The following is a 19,699-nucleotide window of genomic DNA, read 5'->3' as shown; positions in this document are numbered from 1 at the left end:
ACATAGGACTTACCTGACCGTGGGAAAACGAATCCCCGGACTTGCGAACTACTTCTCGATCGAGGGCTCACCCGATTCGCGGAGAAGACACCCGAAAAAAGCTTCCCACCACCGCCGGTCAATCCCCGTCACCGGATTCCCGTGGTCGCACCACCATCACGGGACATCCAGCGTGGTGAATCAGCGCCTGGCTCGTGGAACCGAGCAGCATCCCGGTGAAACCACCCCTGCCTCGGCTCCCCACCACGACCAACTGAGCCGTGCCGGACCGTTCGAGCAGCTGCCTGCGTGGCCGATCCCGCACCATCACCCGTTCCACGGACACGCCGGGATATTTCTCCTCCCAGGCAGCCAGTTGCTCATCGAGCAGCGCCCGTACCTCTTGCTCCTCCGGTGTGTTGGTGAAGAACAGCCTGGCCCGACGCAGCACGCTCTCGTCCTCGACATCGACCCAGGCGTGGACCGCGACGAGCGGCGCGGAACGCAGTGCCGCTTCCTCGAACGCGCGGGCGACGGCGCTCTCACTCAACGGGCTGCCGTCCACCCCGACAACGACCGGTCCCGACGACGGTGGCGCGACCCTGTCCGCACCACAGCGGACGACGACCACTGGAGCGGCCGCGTGCCCAGCCACGGCCACCACGGTGGACCCGGCCAGCATCCCGGTGAAACCGCCGAAACCGGAAGCGCCGAGCACCACGAGCTCCGCCCCACGGGACCAATGCAACAACGCGGGAACCGCCGACTCGTTCATGGCTTGCGGGTGCACCTCCACATCGGATGCCACCGCTTTGGCCTCGGCCACTGCCGCATCGAGGATCGTGTGCGCTTCCTCCACCGCGGAGTCGATCACGCTGGGCGGCACCGGCACATCCATGACGAAGTACCGGGACATCAGCCCGTAGGCGTGCACCACATGCAACGGCACCGCTCGCCACGCCGCCCTCTCGGCCGCCCACCGCACGGCCCGCGTCGCCGCCTCCGATCCGTCGACGCCGACCACTATCGCGCCCTCGGCCGCGGGGTCGGCGCGTCGAGCCTCGGCTGCGGGTCGCGTCCCCTCCCCGCTCTTCTCCGCCATGCCCGCTCCCTTCGACGACACGCACGATCGACGGTAGGAGTCGACGTACCGAGCGCGCCACCGTCCTTGGTCCCTTCCGGACCAGGACTTCGGACCCACGCCGAACCGGATCGCCTCGCCGAGGGACATTGCGGACGAGTGCGCGTGGGTAAGGGCTTCAGCGACGGTTCTCCGGCACGCCGACCACCGAGAACGGACGCTCGTAGAGCTGGGCGAGCAGGCCCGCGCAGGCGGCCATCGCCTGCACGTCGGGACCGAACCGGGTGACCGTGACCAGCCCGGCGTCCGGCAGCGCCGTGGTACGCGCGTAGGCGTCGTACACCGCGTCCAGGTACGCGGGTGCATCGGTGATCGCCTGCCCGCCCAGGACCACGAGATCGGGGTTGACGACGTCGCGCAACAACGCCACCGCTCGACCGAGGGCGTGCGCTCGTTCGGTGAGGATTCGGTGCGCGGTCACGTCACCCGCTTCCGCCACCGACCGCAGTGACCGGATGTCCGGCCGGTCGAGCACACCGGCACGTACGGCCCGTTCCGACACGGCCCGTTCCGAGACCGTCACTTCCAGGCACCCGGTCCTCCCGCACGGGCACGGCACATCGCTTCCCACGGGAAGATGGGCGATGCTTCCCGACTGGCCCGGTCCACGATGCAACACTCCCCCCACGGCCACAGCCGCGCCGACCATTTCCCGCGCGTAGAAGTACAACGCGCTCCGAGCGTGGGTGGCCTCCCCGAACAGCAGCTCCGCCGTGGCCATGGCGGGCACGTGTCCGTCGAGATGCACCGGCAGACCCGTGACCTCCTCGAGAATCACGCGCGCGGGCACCCCACGCCACCCCAGTGGCCCGTGGTCGAGCAAGCCGCGTTCGACGTCGACCTGTCCCCCGATCGCCAATCCGATACCGATGATCCGACGCTCCGGCCAATTGCCCAGAAACACCCCGACCTTCCGGGCGACGCACCGCAGCACCTCTTCCGGTGCCCCCTGCGGAGTGGGGATACGTTCGCTGTCCAACAGCTCTCCGCGAAGAGTGCTCAGCCCATACGTGGTGGTGGTGACACCGATGTGCACACCACACGCCGCGATCACGTTGCTGTTGAGATCGACCGGCACCGTCGGCCTTCCGACCTCACCGGTCAACGGCGGGTCGGAAGGTTCGCTCAACAACCCGAGGTCGATCAACGTCGAGACCTGCCTGCTCACCGTGGGCATACTCAAAGACGTGTGCCGCGCGATCGCCCGACGCGACAAGGGACCGTACGCGCGGATCACGCTCAGGATCGCAGCCGCGTTCCCTTCCCGAACGCCACCCGCCCCCGACCCACCACGGACCGCGCTGAGCACTCTTCTCGTCACACCGACCTCACTTCCACCGCACCACAGACCACCCGTCCGGATGCGGTGGCGTCAACACCTATCACCATGTGAACACATTTATTTTCAGCGTTTTCTTTAATTGCGCTCGCAATGTCGCGATATCCAGGATGTGGGAACCCGCTGGAGCCGTTCGCCTTTTCCTGGCAAGCTCGAAAAGCCCTCGACGACCCGCTCATTCATCCCGGATGACGCCATGCCTGTGGCCACCGGGAAATTGGGGACCAGATGCAGACTCTGTTGTTGTTCGGACTCGCCGGGTTTCTCGCCCAACTCGTGGACGGATCGCTGGGAATGGCGTTCGGGGTGACGGCGACCACCACGCTCGTCACCGTGGGGACCGCTCCCGCCGTCGCTTCGGCGGCGGTCCATCTCGCCGAGGTGGGCACCTCGCTGGCCTCGGGAGCCTCGCACTGGCGCTTCCGCAACATCGACTGGCGCACCGTCGGCATCCTCGCCGCTCCCGGCGCCGTCGGCGCCGCTTTAGGGGCGTACGTGCTGACGTCCCTGCCCATGGCGTTCGCCGAGGTATGGATCACCACGGTGCTGCTGTTGCTCGGACTCTACGTACTGGTGCGCTTCGCGTTCCTCAAGTTGGGAACGCTGGTCGAGACGCGGCGTCCCAGTGCCCGGTTCCTCGGCCCGCTGGGCCTCGTCGCCGGATTCGTCGACGCGAGCGGGGGCGGTGGTTGGGGGCCCGTGGCCACGACGACCCTGCTGTCGTCCGGACGGCTCGAACCACGCAAGGTTGTCGGCTCGGTGGACACGTCCGAATTCATCGTGGCGCTCGCGGCCAGCCTCGGTTTCCTGTTCTCCCTGTCGCAGGAGGACCACCTGGACTACACCGTCGTGGTGGGGCTCATGCTCGGCGGCATCCTGGCGGCCCCCTTGGCGGCATGGCTGGTGCGTAAGCTGCCGCCTCGGGTGCTCGGCGCCGCTGCCGGTGGCCTCATCGTGTTCACGAACGCACGGACACTACTGAACGCTGTGGACACGAGCACGGCTGTGGCGACCGTCGTACTGGGCGCGCTCGTCGTGCTGTGGGCGGGCGGTCTCGTCGCCGCCGTGACCTCGGTACGCAAGGAGCGACGGACCGATGTCCGCGCCGACGAAGCCCCCGTACTCGAACGCCCGTAGAAGACCCTGGTTTCGAGGTAGCCGCCCACCGACACGCAGGACTCCCGGATCACGAATCGTCGTTTTCCCGCCTTCATCGCCCATCGCGGAGCAAAAGAAGTCGCAACCGGTTTCTTCGGAGGGCAATTCCTCCGATATGCCCGCGAAACCATTCGAGAATTCACATTCCACCGACGGTGAAGCGATCGGCGTAACACCGGTGTCAATCGTTCCTTACGACACGAACCGGTGACTCGGTGGAGGATCACGGTCGGCGGCGCTCAGCCGCCCGAGCGCCGGGCGCGTTCGAGGGCCGGACCGAAGCGCTCCTGCACGGTGTGCCACGCCTCCATGATCTCGCCCCGCTCGGGTTCCACGGGTTCCGGGTCGGCGCGATCCCCCTGGAACGACATCAACAACTGCATCACCCGCCCCACCACATCGGGGTGGCCGAGCGGCACCGGTGGTTCCACACGGACGGCCGGGTCGGTGTCCCTGCTGACGAACGCCGCCACTCGAACACCCTGAGCGATCAATCTCTGCCTCAACGCGGCCGTGTCGGTGTTCCACCAGTCCGCATAGGTGCCGCCCCGTCCCGGCCCGGACCCTGCCATCACCGTGCTCGACATCGCCTCGGGTGCGGGATCCACGACGACCACGCTCCGCACCTGGTTCGGGTGCTCGTCGGCCAGTCGCAGCGCGCTCTCGGCCGCCCTCGCCGCCGCCACCAGATGCACCCGCTGACTCATCTCGCCCAGTAGGTCCTCGACCGACGGCCCGTCTCCCACCTCCGCGGGCAACCGACACCATCCGATGCGGAGATGCTCGGCCAACGGTCGCCACGTCGCGGGCAACATGTCGTGCTTGGCCTCCCCGGCGGGATCGAGCACCAGCACCACGGGCGCTTGCTCCGGTCCCTGCCACACCACCGACGGTCCCGCGCCTCGCACCTCGTCATCCTGGAAGTCCCTCATGGCCGGGACGTACCCAATTCGGGCGAGGCTATACCCGGACCGCCTGGGCCGCTCCCGTACGCCACCGGAGCCCATCACCCGATCCGGCCCTCCTCCCTCGACCCGTGGCCGCGTACCTGGGCGTCGGTGAGACGGTCCGGAAGACTGGGGAACATGCCCGGTCAACGCCGTTACCACCACGGCGATCTTCGACGCGCCGTCATCGACGCCGCCGTGGAGGTCATCGCCACCGACGGCACCGTCGCCATCAGCCTGCGTGATCTCGCACGCCGCGCGGGCGTGTCGCACGCCGCGCCCGCCCACCATTTCAAGGACAAGGCGGGGTTGCTCACCGCCATCGCGATCGAGGGCTACGAGATCCTGGCCGACTCGATGCGGGAGGCGTTGAACATCACCCCCATGCCGCTGCCGGAGCTCGGAGCACGGTACGTGGAGTTCGCCACCGAGTATCCGGCGCACTTCGAGGTGATGTATCGACCGGAGCTCTACCACCGCGACGACCCGGAGCTGTTGGCCGCCAAACAATGGACGCGCCGCATCCTGCGCGCGGGCATCTCCCCGTCGCCGCGCGGGCAGCACGGCGACGGGGTCGAATCCGGCGTGATCGCCGCGTGGTCACTCGCACACGGCTTCGCCATCCTCGCTCGAACCGGAAACCTCGACGAGGACCTCGGAAACTCCTCCCCCCTCGACGCGTTCCGGCGCATCGCGCGCAGGATCATCCCGGGCGGCGAACCCACCGATTCCGCGGAATGACGCCTAACCGGCCGGTCCGCGCTCTGCGATGAAGTCGCACCGTTCAACGGCGTCGCAGTCCGCGTTCCACCGCGGCGATGAGCTCCGGACGCAACGCCTCGGGCGGGATCACCGCGTCCACCGAACCCACCTTGACGGCCCGCTGAATGGAGTGCACGTTGTCGAACTCGGCCGCGACCTCGCCGAGCTTCTCCGCCCTCACCGACGCTTTGAGCTCGGCCAGTCGCGTCGCCAACTCGGCACGCTCCTCGTCACCGGCCCGGGCGATCCGCTCCTCCAGTTCCCGAACCCGTTCGTCAGCGGCCGTGCGAGCGGCGACCTCGCCCGAGAACACCACCGCCGCAGCCGGGGCACCCCCGAGCACCGAGGCGAACGAGCCCTCCACCGCCAGCACCGTCATGTTCGGGTTCAGTGCCTTCGAAAAGACCACGAACGCGCCACCGTGGTAACGCGAGATCACGCAGAACACGATCGGACCCTCGAAGTTCACGACGGCGCGGCCGATCTCGGCCCCGTACTCCAGCTGCAGTTTGCGCATCGACTCGGGGGAACCGTCGAAACCGGAGAGGTTCGCCAACACCACGAGCGGCCGGTTTCCGCTGGCCGCATTGATGGCCCGCGCCACCTTCTTCGACGAACGCGGGAACAACGTGCCCGCCGTGTAGGTGTCGGGGCCGTCCGTCGGTGGGAAGCCGCGGCGCGGCACCGACCGTGACTCGATGCCCACCAGGCAGACCGGCCACCCACCGAGGTGGGCGTCCTGCACCACGGCAGTCTCGGCGTCGGCCATGCCCGCCCACCGTTCCAGAACGGGATGGTCGGCGTCGGCGACCGCCCGCATCACGGTGCGGATGTCGAACGGCTTCTTGCGGTCCGGGTTCTTATCGGGCGAGAAGATCTCGCCGACCGTGGTGAAGTCACTGTCCACCACGTTGTGCGGGTAGTCCCGGACGTCTCGGTCGCGGGGATCGATGGTCTCGGCGCGTCGAGGCCCGCTCTCGCCCGGCGCCACGTAAGTGTGGTCGTAGTGCGCCAGGAGCACGTCACAGGCACCCGCGAGGTTTGGCGCCCAGTACTGGGCCTGGCCATTCGGACCCATCACCCGGTCGTAGCCGCCGATCCCGAAGTTGTCTTCGGCGGACACTCCGCCCGAGAAGTCCAGCGACTGCTTGCCGGTGAGCACCATCGCCGAGTCCGGCGTCATCACGAGGATGCCCTTGGTGTGCATGAGCATGGTGGCCTCGGCGTTCCAGTACGGCTGCGCGCCGACGTTGATACCGGCCACCACGACGTTGATCTCCCCGCCGTCCTGGGTGAAGTGCACGATGCGCTTCAACGCGGCCGCAACCCAGTCCATGTTCTCCGTACCGGAGTCCATGGCGATCCGCGCACCGGCCGACAGTGCGAACCACTCCACCGGGACCCGCATGCGCTCGGCGAGGTCGAGCGCCGCGATCACCCGGGTGCACTCCGGTTCCGCGAGAGCGCCCAACGACTTGATGGGATCGCCCAACATCACCACGCGGGTCACGCCCTCCGGGTGGAGCGCCGTCGGCGTGGTGACCACACCGGTGACGATCCCCGCCGTGTTACCGCCCTTCGGCCTGTCGACGGGTACGAGCTCGCCCTCGTCGTCGAGGTCGTACTCGACGAACGTGCCGTTCTTGCCCGCGACCAGCTCGACCAGCTCGTACGGGTACACCGTGTTGCGCCGCCGGGCACGCAGGACCTTCTGCCCGTAGGCGTCGAGCGGCCGGATCACCTCGGTGGACGGCGTGGTCATCCGCACGCTCACCCCGGAGCCGGTGTTGTGAGTGATGAGCACCGCGACGTCACGCGTGGCACCGGTCTCCGGATCACGGCGGCGGCCGAGGAACTCGACCTCCTCGACCCCCGCACCGGTCGTGGTGGGCACGACCCGGTGCGCCACCGCACGCAACTCCTCTGTGGACAACTCGATCGGAGGCCAGACATAGATCACGACACGGTTGGTGTCGAGACGCTTCTTCACCGGCCGCCGCACCTGCTGTTCACGGATGGCGTCGAGGCAAGCGGCCAACGTCCCCTCCACGGCGGGCAACGCGACCAAGCGTCCCTGGGAATCGCGCAACGGCGTGAGGTCACGCACCTGCGCCATCGCCACGAACCGTTCGTCGGACGGGTTGTCCGGTGCGACACACCGCATCAGGTAGACCTCCTCATCGGCCGAGGGAAGCCGCGTGAGGTCGAACTCGCTGAGCCGGCGCAGTTGCAACCGCTGGGCGACGAGTGGGTGCAGGCCCCGGAGCAGTTTGTCCTCCACCAGGCCCGAGGCCGAGGGTCGGAAAGTGAAGTGGTGGTGCATCACCGAGCCACTTCGGCCCGACACCGTGGTGGTGATCCGGCGGACCGACTCCGGAAGCGACACCTCGGTGAGTGTGGCGAGCAGCTTCGCGGCGGCGGTGTCGTCGTCGGCGAATTCGTCCGACCAGGACAGATACAGATCCACCACGAAACCGGTCCCCGCCGGATCGCCGACGGCCTCGGAGACCGCGTGCAAAGCGTCGACCACGTGCTGCGGATCCGCCGCCGTGGACACCAGCCGCACCCGCTCGGAGTCGAGTTCGTAGTCCGCCGTCACGCACGGGAAGTCCGCCACCCGACGCACCCGCACGTTCGCCAGTGACCTGTCCCAGTAGTAACGCCGGGCCATGACCTCCAACAGCGGAGCCAGGTCGGCGCCCTGCCGATGGATCCGCTGGCCGAGCACCCGCACCAGGGGCTCGGGGCACGACACCATCTCGGCGATCCGTTCGGACCGGTCGCCCGCGTCCGGGTGGGCGTCGAGGTAGCGGAGGTGGCGTCGCACGTTCGCGTAGAGCTCGGCGCGCCTACGGCGCAGCATCGGTTGCGCGAACCAACGGAACACCACGCTGCGGGCGAGGTCGGCCACCACGGGAAACCGCACCTGAGTGGCCACGATCAGGTGTTCCAGCACGTGCCCGACGGCCTCTCGCACCGACTGTTCGGGCGCGGGTTCCGTAAGCCACTGCCGCAGCAGGGCGGTCACCACGCCGATGTCGCCTCCCGCGCGCTGCTGAACGCAGAACAGGCGGAACACCGCCTCGGTGAGCTCGGGGCCCTGCTCCAGTTCGGTCACGCCGTAGTGCGCGAGCGCCCTGGTCAGTCGCTGCTGGAACACCTCCGACAGTCCGGCCCTGTCCACATCGAGGCTCTGCAGATACGTGTGGAAGTACTCGCGAGGACTGTGCAGCCGAGTGCCGGCCGCCCCCTCCCCGTCCACGGGCTTGTTGCGACCGAGCTCCGAGAGGTCGGCGAACACCCGCAGCAGATCCGCCTCGGCCTCCACCGGCCTGCGCCCCGTCTCGACGAGCTCGGCACGCGCGGCGAGGTAGTCATCCAGTGCACGGGTCTCGTCGTCGAGATCGAGGTCGTAACCCAATAGCCGGCTGCGCAGCTCGGCACGCGCGCGCTCCGCCCGCTGCCCGGCGTCGGCCCCCTCGGCGCGAGCCGGCAGTCCGAGGTCCTCGCCGCGTTGGTCCCCGGCACCCGAATCGGTGTCACCGGTGTCGAGCGGCTCCAACCGCAACAGCGGCGCTCCGGCCTCCACTTGGCTGCCGATCGACACGGGCCGTTCCCGCAGCACGGCCCGAAACGGTGCGCGCAGCACCGTCTCCATCTTCATGCTCTCCAGCACGAGCACCGGCGCGCCGGCCTCGACCTCGGAGCCGACCTCCACGGGAGCCGCCACCACCAGGGCGGGAGCGGGCGAACGCACGACACCACCCTCGTCCCTGCTGATGCGGTGGACCGTGCCGTCGATCTCGACCACGTGGACGGGTCCGTGGGTTCCCGTGACGAACCGGTAGCGGCGGCCGTGGATCACGACCTGGCCCGCGGCGGCGCTGTGCCGCTCGATCTCGACGTCGACCGTGTGCGTCGTCGGCCCGTCCTCGATCTCTGCTCTGAACCGGTACGGCGCGGTGCGCGCCACGGTCATTCGATAGCTCGTGCCCCGCAGCTTCAGCTCCACCGTGCGGCTGCCGGTGTGCCGTACCTGTGGTCGGCCGCCACGGGCGGTGGACAGCAGGTGCTGCTGCTCGGCCTGTTCGGCCTCCGTGTAGGCGTCGATGGCGGCCACCGCCAACGCCACACCGGAATGACGGGTGACCCGCAACCGTCCCTGCTCACGCACCCGGTCGATCCAGCCGGTGTCGGCGCTCGCGTCGATCACCTCGGGCGCGTCGAGCAGGTCGAGCAGGAAACTCTTGTTCGTCGAACCTCCCTCGATGAGCACGCTCGTGTCGGCCACCGCGCGCCGCAGGCGGGCCAGAGCCTCGTCCCGGTCCCGGCCGTAGGCGATGATCTTCGCGATCATGGAGTCGAAGTCGGCCGGGATCGTGTCGCCCTCCCCGACTCCCGTGTCGACGCGGATACCCGGGCCGGCGGGGAAGTTCAGCAGGCTGATGCGTCCCGGAGCCGGAGCGAAGTCGCGGTCGGGGTCCTCCGCGTTGAGTCGCGCCTCCACCGCGTGCCCCATCTCCCGCGGCCGCTCGCCGTCGAGAGTGCCCCCGGCGGCCACGTGTAACTGCGCCTTCACCAGGTCCATACCGGTGGTGGCCTCGGTGATCGGATGTTCCACCTGCAGCCGGGTGTTGACCTCGAGGAACGCGAACAACTTCTCGCCCGGGTGGTAGAGGAACTCGACCGTGGCCGCGCCTCGGTATCCCACGGCGAGCGCCAGACGTTCGGCCGACGCCTTGAGTTCCTCGGTCTGCTCGGGCGCCAACAACGGCGACGCGGATTCCTCGATGACCTTCTGGTTACGCCGTTGCACCGAACAGTCGCGCACACCCAGAGCCCACGCGGTGCCCTGCCCGTCGGCGATGACCTGCACCTCCACGTGCCGGGCGCCGGTGACGAGACGTTCCAGGAACACGACCCCGCTGCCGAAGGCACGCTCGGCCTCCGCGCGGGTGCGCTCGTAGGCGTCGGTGAGCTCGGCCTCGGACGACACCACCCGGATACCCCGTCCACCGCCACCCGCCGTGGCCTTGAGCATGAGCGGATAACCGATACGTTCGGCGGCGGCGTGTGCGGCGTCGAGGTCGTCCACCGGGCCCCGACTCCAGGGCGCGACGGGTACCCCGACCTCCTCGGCGATGAGTTTCGCGCCGATCTTGTCACCGAGTCTGCGCATGGCCTCCGCGCTGGGACCCACGAAGGTCACCCCGAGCCGGTCGCACAGCTCCACGAACGCCGGGTCCTCGGCCACGAATCCCCAGCCGACCCACGCGGCGTCGGCCTTCGTCTCCCGCAGTGCCCGCTCCAGGACCTCCAGGTCCAGATACGGGCGCGCGGACGCGGGGCCGAGGAAGTAGGCGTGATCGGCCTCCCTGACGAAGGTGGCATCCCGATCGGCGTCGGTGTAGAACGCCACGGTCTCCAGTCGCGCCCCACCCTCGGCGTTGCGTTCCTTGACGGCGTGGATGAGCCGCATCGCGGCCTCCCCACGGTTGACGATGGCGACGCGACGGAACACCGAAACCCTCACCCTCCTGGAAGACAACACGCAAGGTCGGCCGCCCACGAAACGGCCGCCCTGTCACTTTCGTGGGTAAGGCGTGTCGACAGTAATGATCGGACTCACCACGTCCGGCCAGGCGGCTTTGTAGGAAACCACCAAAAACGTGATGAGGGTAGCTCGAGTGGCACACCGGCCCCCTCAGCGGGCTCGGGAAGAGAGCCCTTCCGGCCGAGCGTGCGGGGACTCGGTGGTGTAGGCGAGTCAGGACACGAGCTTCTCGGCGAATCGGACGAGTCGTTCGCCCTGGTAGCGGGCGGCTTCGAGAGTGGTGTCGTCGGGGCCCTCACCTCCGCCGGACGGCCACGACGTGCCATAGGGGTTACCACCCGCGGAATAGAGTAGCGGATCGGTGTAACCGGGCGGGACGATCAGACAGCCCCAGTGGTAGAAGACATTGTTCACCGCCAGGATCGTCGACTTCTGACCACCGTGGCGGTTCATCGCCGAGGTGAACGTGGTGACTGGTTTGTCGGCCATCGTTCCCGCCTGCCACAGTCCACCCGCCTGGTCCATGAACTGTTTGAGCCGGGAGGTCGGGAGACCGAAACGCGTGGGCGTGCCGAAGGCGTAGGCATCGGCCCATTCCAGATCCTGGAGCGTGGCCTCGGGAACGGTGTCCTTGGTCGCGTCGACATGGGCGCGCCACGCCGGGTTGGCGTCGATGGCCGTGTCTGGCGCCAACTCGGCGACACGACGCAGCGCGACCTCGGCGCCCCGCTCCTTCGCACCCTCGGCCACCGCCCGCGCCAACGCGTACACGTTGCCGGTCGCGCTGTAGTAGATCACCGCCACCCGGACTGGCATCGGACTTCTCCTTCGAAGGCCTCGACCTCTCGGTCCTGGTCGACACGTCTGCCACACGTTCCCGCTCGGCTCGGTCCCGAAATGACGGCGCCACGTGACCGAAGACGAAAGCACTCATTCGCGTCGGACCCGAGAACAGCCGTGAACGGGGCGGGTGGGCCTTCGGGCACCGGCCTCGTCGCCGTAGGCAGGAGGTCACGCCGACGTCAACGCACGGGCAGGCTCTGTGCCGTCGGAGGTCGAAAACGTCTCCTCGGGCTCGACCGGGGAAGACGGACGACGCGCCAACGACCGCAACACTACCGCAGCCGCGCAGGTGGCGGCGAGCGTCACCAGCCCCGCGACGAGCAAGGCCTCCTGCGGACCGAGCTGTTCGGACAGCCAGCCGAGGGCGGGCGCCCCGAGCGCGCCCGCGCCCCCGGCCACTGTCCCCTGCACCGCCAACACACGGCCCCGCATGCTGTCGGCGGCGTCCAACTGCAGGCGGGTGCTCTTCACCGTGTCGATTACTACCGCACCCGCCGCGATGGGTAGGAGTACGAGAGCGAATCCGACCAATCCGGGGATGAGCCCGCTGACCGCCTGCAACACACTCGTCACCGCCGCCACCACGAGCAGCAGCGGCAGGGTGAAGTCCTTGAGCCGAGCCGCGGCGAGTCCGCCGAGCACCGTGCCGACGGCGAACACCGACGACAACGTGCCGTATCCCGCCGACCCCGCGTTCAACGGCCCTTCCGCCACCGCCGCCATCGTCACCTGGTAGTTACGGCCGAGCGACGACAGGACGAACCCCAGGGCGAACAGCACCAGCAGCACATGCTGGGTGCGCAGGTACCGCAGTCCCGCCACGACTCCGGCGTACTCGCGGGTGCTCTTGGCAAGAGGGTGGAACTGGGACGAACGCATCACCAACACGGTGACGATGACGCCCCCGAAACTGGCCGCGTTGACGCAGAACAGGGCGGGTTCGCCGATCACCGCCGCGAGCACGCCCGCAAGACTCATGCCCAGTACCCGGCCCACGGAGTTGATCACGGAGTTCCACGCCAACGCGTTACCGAGATCGGAACGCGGCACGACCTGGCTTGCGAAGCGGCCGAGAGCGGGTCCTTCGAAGGTCCCGACCAATCCCGCGATCGCCGTGAGCGCGAACAGCGCGGGCAACGGCAGGCCCTGCCACACCGTGAAGGCCAGCAACAACGCGATCATCACGTGCAGCGATTGCCCGGTCACGATGATGCGCCGAGGCGATATGCGGTCAGCCAACGCACCGGCCCACGGGCCGCACACCAGCGCCGGCACGGTACTGAACGCCACCGACAGTCCCACGGAGGTCGCCGAGCCGGTACGTTCCATCACGACCCAGTTCAGCCCGAGCACCTGCATCCAGGTCCCCGTGACCGACACCAGGTCGGCCGAGGCCCATAGCCGATAGTTCCGATTGGAGAACGCGCGCAGCATCGGCGGCAGATTTCGCCGCAAGATCCTTCAGTCCTTCCGCGAGACAGGGCGCGAAGCCCGCACCGGTACGAAGCGGTGCGACGGGCACGACGTCCACAGCACGACGTCCATGGCATGGCGGACACCCGCGTGGCGGAACGTTCGAACCACCCACCGTCGCGGGCGACCTCACGCTACCCAGCGACTTGCGATCCCGTCCCCACTTCTGTCGTGTGGCGATGCCAACAATGAGGTTTGACCGCGAAAAAAGGGATCGGCCTCACAGCAGTCGTTTTCGCTGCGCCGAAGAGTCCATTACAGACAGTCCTGTTGTCACGGTGGGTACGCACTCATCCACGCGCTCTCGCGGAAGGCGCGGCGCGCAAACGGCACGGCCGCGGGCGGGGACGAACCCCAACCCGCGGCCGTGCCGTGTGTACGTCGCGTCAGGTGTTGCGGCCGCGGCCGCCTCGGCCGCGTCGGCCACCTTCCTCGTCGATGTCGAACTTCTCCTTACGGACCTCACCAGAAACGGTCTCCTCGTCGGCGACCTTCTCCTTGCCGAGACGGACCTTCTCCACCGGCACGTTCTCCTTGGTGACCCGCGCCTGCTCGCGGTGCAAGGTCACCTCCTGTTCCTCCTCCCCGATGTCATGGGGGGCCGAACGGTCGGCTTCGCTCACCGGTTCACGCTCGATCCGGACCTCTTCGTGGGACACCGGGACGCTCATCTGCTCTTCCTCGGTCACCACGTACTTACGAAGCCGGACCCGGCCGCTTTCCACCTCTTCGGTGCCGGCCCGCAAGTGCTCCTCGGAGCGCACCATCGACTCACCCTCGGTACGGGGGCCTGTTCGTCCGCCGGTGCGGCCCTGGGTCCCGGTGGTGCCGGCCGCGCCCTGTCCGGAACGCGTCTCGGTGCCGGTCCCGCCCTGCTCCTCGTACATCTCCTCGGACACCGCCGCTCTCGGGGCGGGAAGATTGTAGTGCGTGTACAGTTCCGCGCTTTCCTCACCCGAAAGGTCGGTGTGGGTGTCGACTCGGGGCGCCTCAGACACCTTTTCCTTGGACGCCTGGACGTGGATGCCGTCCGATTCCAGGTAGGCACCCTGCAAGGGGACGAAGCTCTCCTTCTGCCCGAAGAGACCGGTCTTCACGGTGACCCACTCGGGCTGCCGGGAATCGTCGGAGAGGTAGACGGTACCGACCTTGCCGATCTTGCGGCCCTCCGTGTCGACAACCGAGTTGTCGATGAGTTCCTCCGGACGCAGTGTCGTGGCCACGGTCGCTGCCTCCTTTCGTTCTCGTGCGATCACGGAATGCGATCACGGAAAGGGTCAAACAGCGAGGGCCGTCCAACCCTTCCCCACAGTCTTGACACCACGCCCAACGCAAAACTCGGCGCCCGCATCAATCACCCACACGGGTGGGCGACCCGCGAAAGCGGCCGCCTGCCCCGCACGCTCCGTGATGAATCGTGCCTAACCTGACTCAACCCTTGACGCACACGACCTGCTTGAGGTGGGCGACCACCTCCACCAGGTCCGACTGCGCCTCGATCACCGAGTCGATGTCCTTGTAGGCGCCGGGGATCTCGTCGACGACTCCCGAGTCCTTCCGGCATTCCACGCCCCGAGTCTGCTCGGCGAGGTCAGCAGCCGTGAACGAGCGACGAGCCTTCGCGCGGCTCATCTTCCTGCCCGCACCGTGGGCGGCCGACTGGAACGACGCGTCGTTACCCAGCCCACGCACGATGTACGAGCCGGTACCCATGCTGCCGGGGATGATGCCGAGATCGCCCTTGGCGGCCCTGATCGCCCCCTTGCGGGTCACCATGAGGTCCATGCCGTCGTAGCGTTCCTCGGCCACGTAGTTGTGGTGGCACGAGATCGGTTCGTCGAACCGCACGCCCGGCACCGTGTCGGCGAGGGACTGCTTCACAAGAGCCAACATCGTGGCCCGGTTGCGGGCCGCGTACTCCTGCGCCCAGTACAGGTCGTTCCGGTACGCCTCCATCTCTGGAGTGCCCGTCACGAACGCGGCGAGATCGCGGTCGGGCAGGTCGGCGTTGTGCGGCAACTTCCTGGCGATCTCTATGTGACGCTTAGCGAGTTCGTTACCGATGCCCCGCGAGCCGGAGTGCAGCATGAGCCACACCCGGCCGTCGTCCTCACCACCCTGCTCCAGGCACACCTCGATGAAGTGGTTGCCGCCCCCGAGGGAGCCCATCTGCCGCTGCGCGCGGTCCAGCATGTCCTGCACACCCGGGTGCAGTGAGGAGAATCGAGACCAGAATTCGTCCCACCCACCCGTTCCGGGTACCCGGGCCGGGTTGACGGGGTTGCGGTGCATGTCGAACCCCACCGGCACAGCGGCCTCGATCCGCCTCCGCAGCGGGCTGAGGTCGTCGGGCAGGTCCGAGGCCGTCAGCGAGGTGCGTACCGCCGACATGCCACAACCGATGTCCACGCCGACGGCCGCGGGGGACACGGCGTCACGCAGCGCGATGACACTGCCGACGGTGGCACCCTTGCCGTAGTGGACGTCGGGCATGACCGCCACGCCGTGGACCCAGGGCAGAGTGGTGACGTTGTGGAGCTGACGTAGCGCCTGCTCCTCGATCGTCGCTGGGTCCGTCCACAGACGAATATCCACCCTGTCACCCTCGATCGTCGTGTGCACGCTCATCACCTCGTCGGTCTTCTCGGCCCTACCGTTCCCACCCAGTTCGACTGGGGGTCGAAAACCCCATCCTCTCTTATGGACGTCCAGCGCTTGCGATCAATTCCCGACGGCTTCCCGTTCGGGAACAGAACACAGCACCGGCTGCAGGATGCCGGACACAGGGCTGGACACAGGATGAGCCGAGCTCCTCCCCCTTCCCTGTTTGCGACCGAAGTCGGGTTCATAGTGCTGCCGCGACGCGGCGCAGGGAGGGGAATGCGTCGTGGGACACTTCGACTATCCGCGACAACGCGGTGGGAGGATCGTGCAGTACCAGCCGGTGGGGCGCGATCCGTTCGGCCAGCCTCGCCAACGCGTGTGTGCCGCTCACATCGATGAAGGACAGCCCGTCGAGCCGCAAATGCACGTCGCCGTGGACAGGCAGCGCGTTGAGCGCGATCTCCAGCACCTCACGTGAGGCCAGGTCGAGCTCACCCTGTAGACGCCAGCTGTGGGCGTTCTCGCTGTCGGCGTAGAGGGCGCATCCGGGACCGAACACGGCACGCTGCCGCATGGGATGGACGAAGGCGAGCGCGGCGGAAGCGGACTGATCGACGTACCGGCCGTCGTAGCCGCACAGCAACAACACCGGTGAGCGCGCCGCCACCTCGTCGAACACCATCTCGGAGTGCACGAAGTGGGCGGCGTCGGCGCTGTCCCGAATCGGAAGCGCCGCGTCGACGGCCAACCGCAGGCATCGGTATCCGGCCGCGACCGCGTCGTCGGCGGCCTGCCGCATCCGTGCGGCCTGCGCGAGAACGGTGGGCTCGTCGGTGGCACCGTGGACGGCCGACGACGACCACAACTGCAGATGTCCCGAGCTCAACAGTTCGTCGCGGGCGGGTAGCAGACTCAGGTCCTCGGCCAGCTCGTCCTCACTTCTGTCGGAGATGTAGAGCAACCGTTCCCGACGCACCGCGCCTTCGCTGAAGAACAGCACGAGCATCTCGCGCCATGCCTCGATCCCGGTGTGAAACCAACACGCGTGGTCGTGCCAGCCGTATCCCACCGGCACGACAAGCGCGCTCTTCCTGCGCATACGACCACCTTAAGCAGCTCACCCGGAAGGGAATGGGTCTGAAAGTCCCTTCTCATCCACGGCTTCGACGACCAGCGGTGACTCTTCGCAACATCCGCCGTAACTGGATGATGCGGGCGGCACCGAGCATGGCAACGGCAAGGGCGCCCACCACAGCGGACAGCAACATCGACACACCGAGCGGAAGGACTCCGGACAGCCCGAAGAACTCCACCGTCACCGACCCGGTGTTCTGCAGGATGAACACGAGCAGGAGCACGATCAGCAGTGTCACTGCGATCGCGCTAGCCCAGACACCCCCGATATCGGGTGCGGATGCGGTTCGTCGGCGACACACGCTCGTCTGCGCCGGTCCCATGTGATGTGTCATCGGCCGGAGTGCTCATCGTTTCATCGTCGGCCGACCACGAGATGCCCGCAGTGCGACCTCACTCGCCTCGCTTGCGTCGGCCCCGTCGGGAAAGGCGGCGAAACGACTCCGTCACAGCGGACTGCGGTGCTCACCGGCATCTCCGACATTTCCGGAAGTAAGGTCCACATCGGATACACAGTCCTGGACTTCACCGGTCCGTGGTCCCACGACAGCGGGTCGAAGGAAACGGCCCTCGCCTCCATTTCCCCCGTTTCCGGACGGGATACACCTCTGCGAACGGTCAATCCGCATCGCCGCTGTCGGACATCCCCGACAGCATGATCTGTGCGGACAGGTGTGCCGCCCTGGCCACCGCGCTGTCGCCCCTCGATATGCCCGGCAGGGTGTCGTCGGAGCGGGTCGGACGACACTCCAGTTGGCGCAGCAACGCCACGAGCTCACCACCGAGCCGATCAGCCGCTTCCCCAATCGAAACCGGATCAAGTCCCGTCTCGGGTGGTGTCGTATCCGGTCGGAGCGCGGCGATGACCACCGCCGCAAGCTGCTGTGCCACCTGCTCCGCGAGGTCCTCGGGATCCGCTGTCGTCATGGTGTCCTCCCCCGAAAGTCGGTAGACAGCGTTTCAGCCACCGCCTGTCGTGTGCAGGGTCGAAGGTCCTTCCTCTCGGGCGAGCCCTTCAAAAAGCCACCCTTGCCATCACGTCATGGTGGTGAGATGTCCAGGTCGGGCAACGGCACCGTCCAAAGCAATCCTGCCGTGCCATCGTGGTCGTCGACGATCACTTTCCCGCCGTGGACGTGAGCCCGACGGCGCAGTTCTTCGAGCCACGGAAGATCCGGTGGGATCGAGGCCGGAGCCCCCACGGTGACGGCGACCGTGGCCATGTCGCCGACCTCCACATTGAGCGCGATCTCCGGAGTGGCTCCGCTTTCCTGTACGTGTCGTGCGAGCTTCCGGATCGCTTCCCGTACGACGAACTCCATGTCGTGTCCCAGCGAATCGGGAACGAACGTGTCCACCGCTCCCCCGATGCGCACCGACGGTGTCGGGTACCCTCGGGGTAAGGCGGGCACCGCATCGAGCAACCGCCTTCGCAGGCTGTCTTCCGACGTACCCACCGAGTGCAGCTCGAAGATCGACGTGCGAATCTCCCTGACGGTCAGATCCAGTCGCCGCACCGCATCACCGATGCGCTCGGCGGTGTGGGGGTCGTTTGTCTGCCTGAGCGTGCCCTGCAGGCTCATACTCGCCGCGAACAGGCGCTGGATCACGTGGTCGTGCAGGTCCTGGGCGATCCGATTACGGTCGGCTAGGAGAGCCACCGTTCGCTCGCTCTCCTGCTTGTCGGCGAACTGGAGCGCGAGCGTGGCCTGGGTGGCGAACGACGACACCAACGACACCTCGTGGCGTATGAACCTCGTGGCGTTCCTCCTCCGCAGCGCCACCAGGAGTCCCTGAACGCCCTCGTCGTTCCGTAACGGGCTGAACACCGCGGGCCCGAACTCCCGCGCGACCGAAGAGGGAAGCGACGTGGCCACTTCGCTGAGGTCGTCCAGTACGACCGGCTCGACCATGCGCGACACGTCGGCGAGAACGGGGCCCGGGGACAGCAGTGTCCCGTCGTCCAGGTGTCGGATCGGGCCGGACACCGCTCCCACGGACAGCGCCCCGCCGGCCTCGTCGAGCAGCACCACCGTGGCATCGGCGTCGGACAGCTCCCCGGCGATCTCGGCGATCCGTCGCAGCGACCGGTCGAGGGATGCCCCGCCGAGCAGCTCCGCGTTCAGGGTCGCGGTGGCCTCCAACCATCGGCCCCGTACCCGAGACCGTTCGAACACCCTCGCGTTTTCCACCGCGATCCCGGCGGCCGCCGCCAGCACGCGCAGGACGACCCGGTCATCGGTGCTGAGCTCCCGACCATCGCGCTTGCTGTCGACGTAGAGCGTGCCAACCGTCTCGCCCCGCACTCGCACGGGTACCGACAGCGCCGTACGCGAGTCGGGTTCGCGGGACTGCGGCACCTCGTGGGACGGCTGAGTGGGATCGAGATTCTCGGACACGGTCTCGGCAGGTCCACCCTCGGCGTCGAACATCGTCAACGCGCCGGACCGAGCCCCCACCAGATCCAGTGCGGCACGCACCACGCGGCTCAGGGTCGCGTCCGGTTCTAGTTCCCCACTGACAGCCAACACCGCGTCGAGCAGTGACTGCAATCGGTCACCGTCGCGCAGGATTCCGGTCAGGTGAGTCCGTATACCGGTGAGCAGCTCGTCGACTTCGAAGCCGGCCCGTTCTCTGACGGCCGGTTGGAAGCGCACCGCGTGCCGCTCCCTGCCTCCCGCGTCGGCGCTGCTCGACATATGGGGCGTGTACCCCGGTCGGGCGCCGCCAATCCGGCTTACTTCGGACGACCGGATTCCCACGCA

14 protein-coding genes are annotated in these 19,699 nt (G+C 67.8%); 2 read left to right on the top strand and 12 right to left on the bottom strand.

The features are described from left to right. Positions 1-118: 118 nt before the first annotated feature. The gene (locus tag M7H19_RS14585; protein ID WP_298181660.1) at positions 119-1,081 is read right to left on the bottom strand and encodes a universal stress protein; all 963 of its coding nucleotides are present in this window, start codon (positions 1,079-1,081) and stop codon (positions 119-121) included. Between the two features lie 157 nt (positions 1,082-1,238). After that, entirely contained in the window at positions 1,239-2,441 is a 1,203-nt protein-coding gene (locus M7H19_RS14580) for an ROK family transcriptional regulator (RefSeq protein ID WP_298181657.1), read from the bottom strand. A 246-nt stretch (positions 2,442-2,687) separates the two neighbouring features. On the opposite strand from M7H19_RS14580, the gene M7H19_RS14575 reads away from it, so the two are divergent. Continuing rightward, positions 2,688-3,596 (top strand): sulfite exporter TauE/SafE family protein, encoded by a 909-nt coding sequence (locus M7H19_RS14575; RefSeq protein ID WP_298181655.1) that lies wholly within the window; start codon positions 2,688-2,690, stop codon positions 3,594-3,596. 260 nt (positions 3,597-3,856) lie between these two features. Here the strand turns inward: M7H19_RS14575 and M7H19_RS14570 are convergent, their stop codons facing one another. Continuing rightward, positions 3,857-4,549, bottom strand: coding sequence for a hypothetical protein (locus M7H19_RS14570; protein WP_298181652.1), 693 nt, complete (start codon positions 4,547-4,549; stop codon positions 3,857-3,859). A gap of 153 nt (positions 4,550-4,702) precedes the next feature. Here M7H19_RS14570 and M7H19_RS14565 point away from each other — a divergent pair, with 153 nt between their 5' ends. After that, positions 4,703-5,305, top strand: coding sequence for a TetR/AcrR family transcriptional regulator (locus M7H19_RS14565; RefSeq protein ID WP_298181649.1), 603 nt, complete (start codon positions 4,703-4,705; stop codon positions 5,303-5,305). 43 nt (positions 5,306-5,348) lie between these two features. Here M7H19_RS14565 and M7H19_RS14560 read toward each other — a convergent pair whose 3' ends face one another. From M7H19_RS14560 to M7H19_RS14520, 9 genes are all read right to left on the bottom strand, one after another. Continuing rightward, positions 5,349-10,847: a carboxyl transferase domain-containing protein gene (locus M7H19_RS14560; RefSeq protein ID WP_298181647.1), complete on the bottom strand. Its 5,499-nt coding sequence runs from the start codon at positions 10,845-10,847 to the stop codon at positions 5,349-5,351. 246 nt (positions 10,848-11,093) lie between these two features. After that, on the bottom strand, positions 11,094-11,696 hold the full coding sequence (wrbA, locus tag M7H19_RS14555) for an NAD(P)H:quinone oxidoreductase (RefSeq protein WP_298181644.1): 603 nt from the start codon (positions 11,694-11,696) through the stop codon (positions 11,094-11,096). Positions 11,697-11,891: 195 nt separating this feature from the next. After that, positions 11,892-13,157, bottom strand: coding sequence for an MFS transporter (locus M7H19_RS14550; protein ID WP_298181754.1), 1,266 nt, complete (start codon positions 13,155-13,157; stop codon positions 11,892-11,894). 425 nt (positions 13,158-13,582) lie between these two features. Further along, a complete protein-coding gene (locus tag M7H19_RS14545) occupies positions 13,583-14,419 on the bottom strand; it encodes a PRC and DUF2382 domain-containing protein (RefSeq protein ID WP_298181641.1) in 837 nt (278 codons plus the stop codon). A gap of 208 nt (positions 14,420-14,627) precedes the next feature. Next, positions 14,628-15,818, bottom strand: a complete 1,191-nt coding sequence (locus tag M7H19_RS14540) for an RtcB family protein (RefSeq protein ID WP_298181638.1) — start codon at positions 15,816-15,818, stop codon at positions 14,628-14,630. Positions 15,819-16,041: 223 nt separating this feature from the next. Further along, positions 16,042-16,899 (bottom strand): MEDS domain-containing protein, encoded by an 858-nt coding sequence (locus tag M7H19_RS14535; RefSeq protein ID WP_298181635.1) that lies wholly within the window; start codon positions 16,897-16,899, stop codon positions 16,042-16,044. A gap of 52 nt (positions 16,900-16,951) precedes the next feature. Next, positions 16,952-17,173 carry a lipopolysaccharide assembly protein LapA domain-containing protein gene (locus M7H19_RS14530; RefSeq protein ID WP_298181632.1) on the bottom strand — a complete coding sequence of 74 codons (222 nt, stop codon included), beginning with the start codon at positions 17,171-17,173 and terminating at the stop codon, positions 16,952-16,954. A 379-nt stretch (positions 17,174-17,552) separates the two neighbouring features. Continuing rightward, a complete protein-coding gene (locus tag M7H19_RS14525; protein WP_298181629.1) occupies positions 17,553-17,861 on the bottom strand; it encodes a hypothetical protein in 309 nt (102 codons plus the stop codon). A gap of 113 nt (positions 17,862-17,974) precedes the next feature. Next, positions 17,975-19,633: a GAF domain-containing protein gene (locus M7H19_RS14520; RefSeq protein WP_298181626.1), complete on the bottom strand. Its 1,659-nt coding sequence runs from the start codon at positions 19,631-19,633 to the stop codon at positions 17,975-17,977. Positions 19,634-19,699 lie beyond the last annotated feature (66 nt).

This window comes from Saccharomonospora sp. (assembly GCF_027317685.1).
In the GTDB taxonomy this organism is placed as follows: domain Bacteria; phylum Actinomycetota; class Actinomycetes; order Mycobacteriales; family Pseudonocardiaceae; genus Saccharomonospora.
This window is presented reverse-complemented; position numbering and strand designations above follow the sequence as displayed.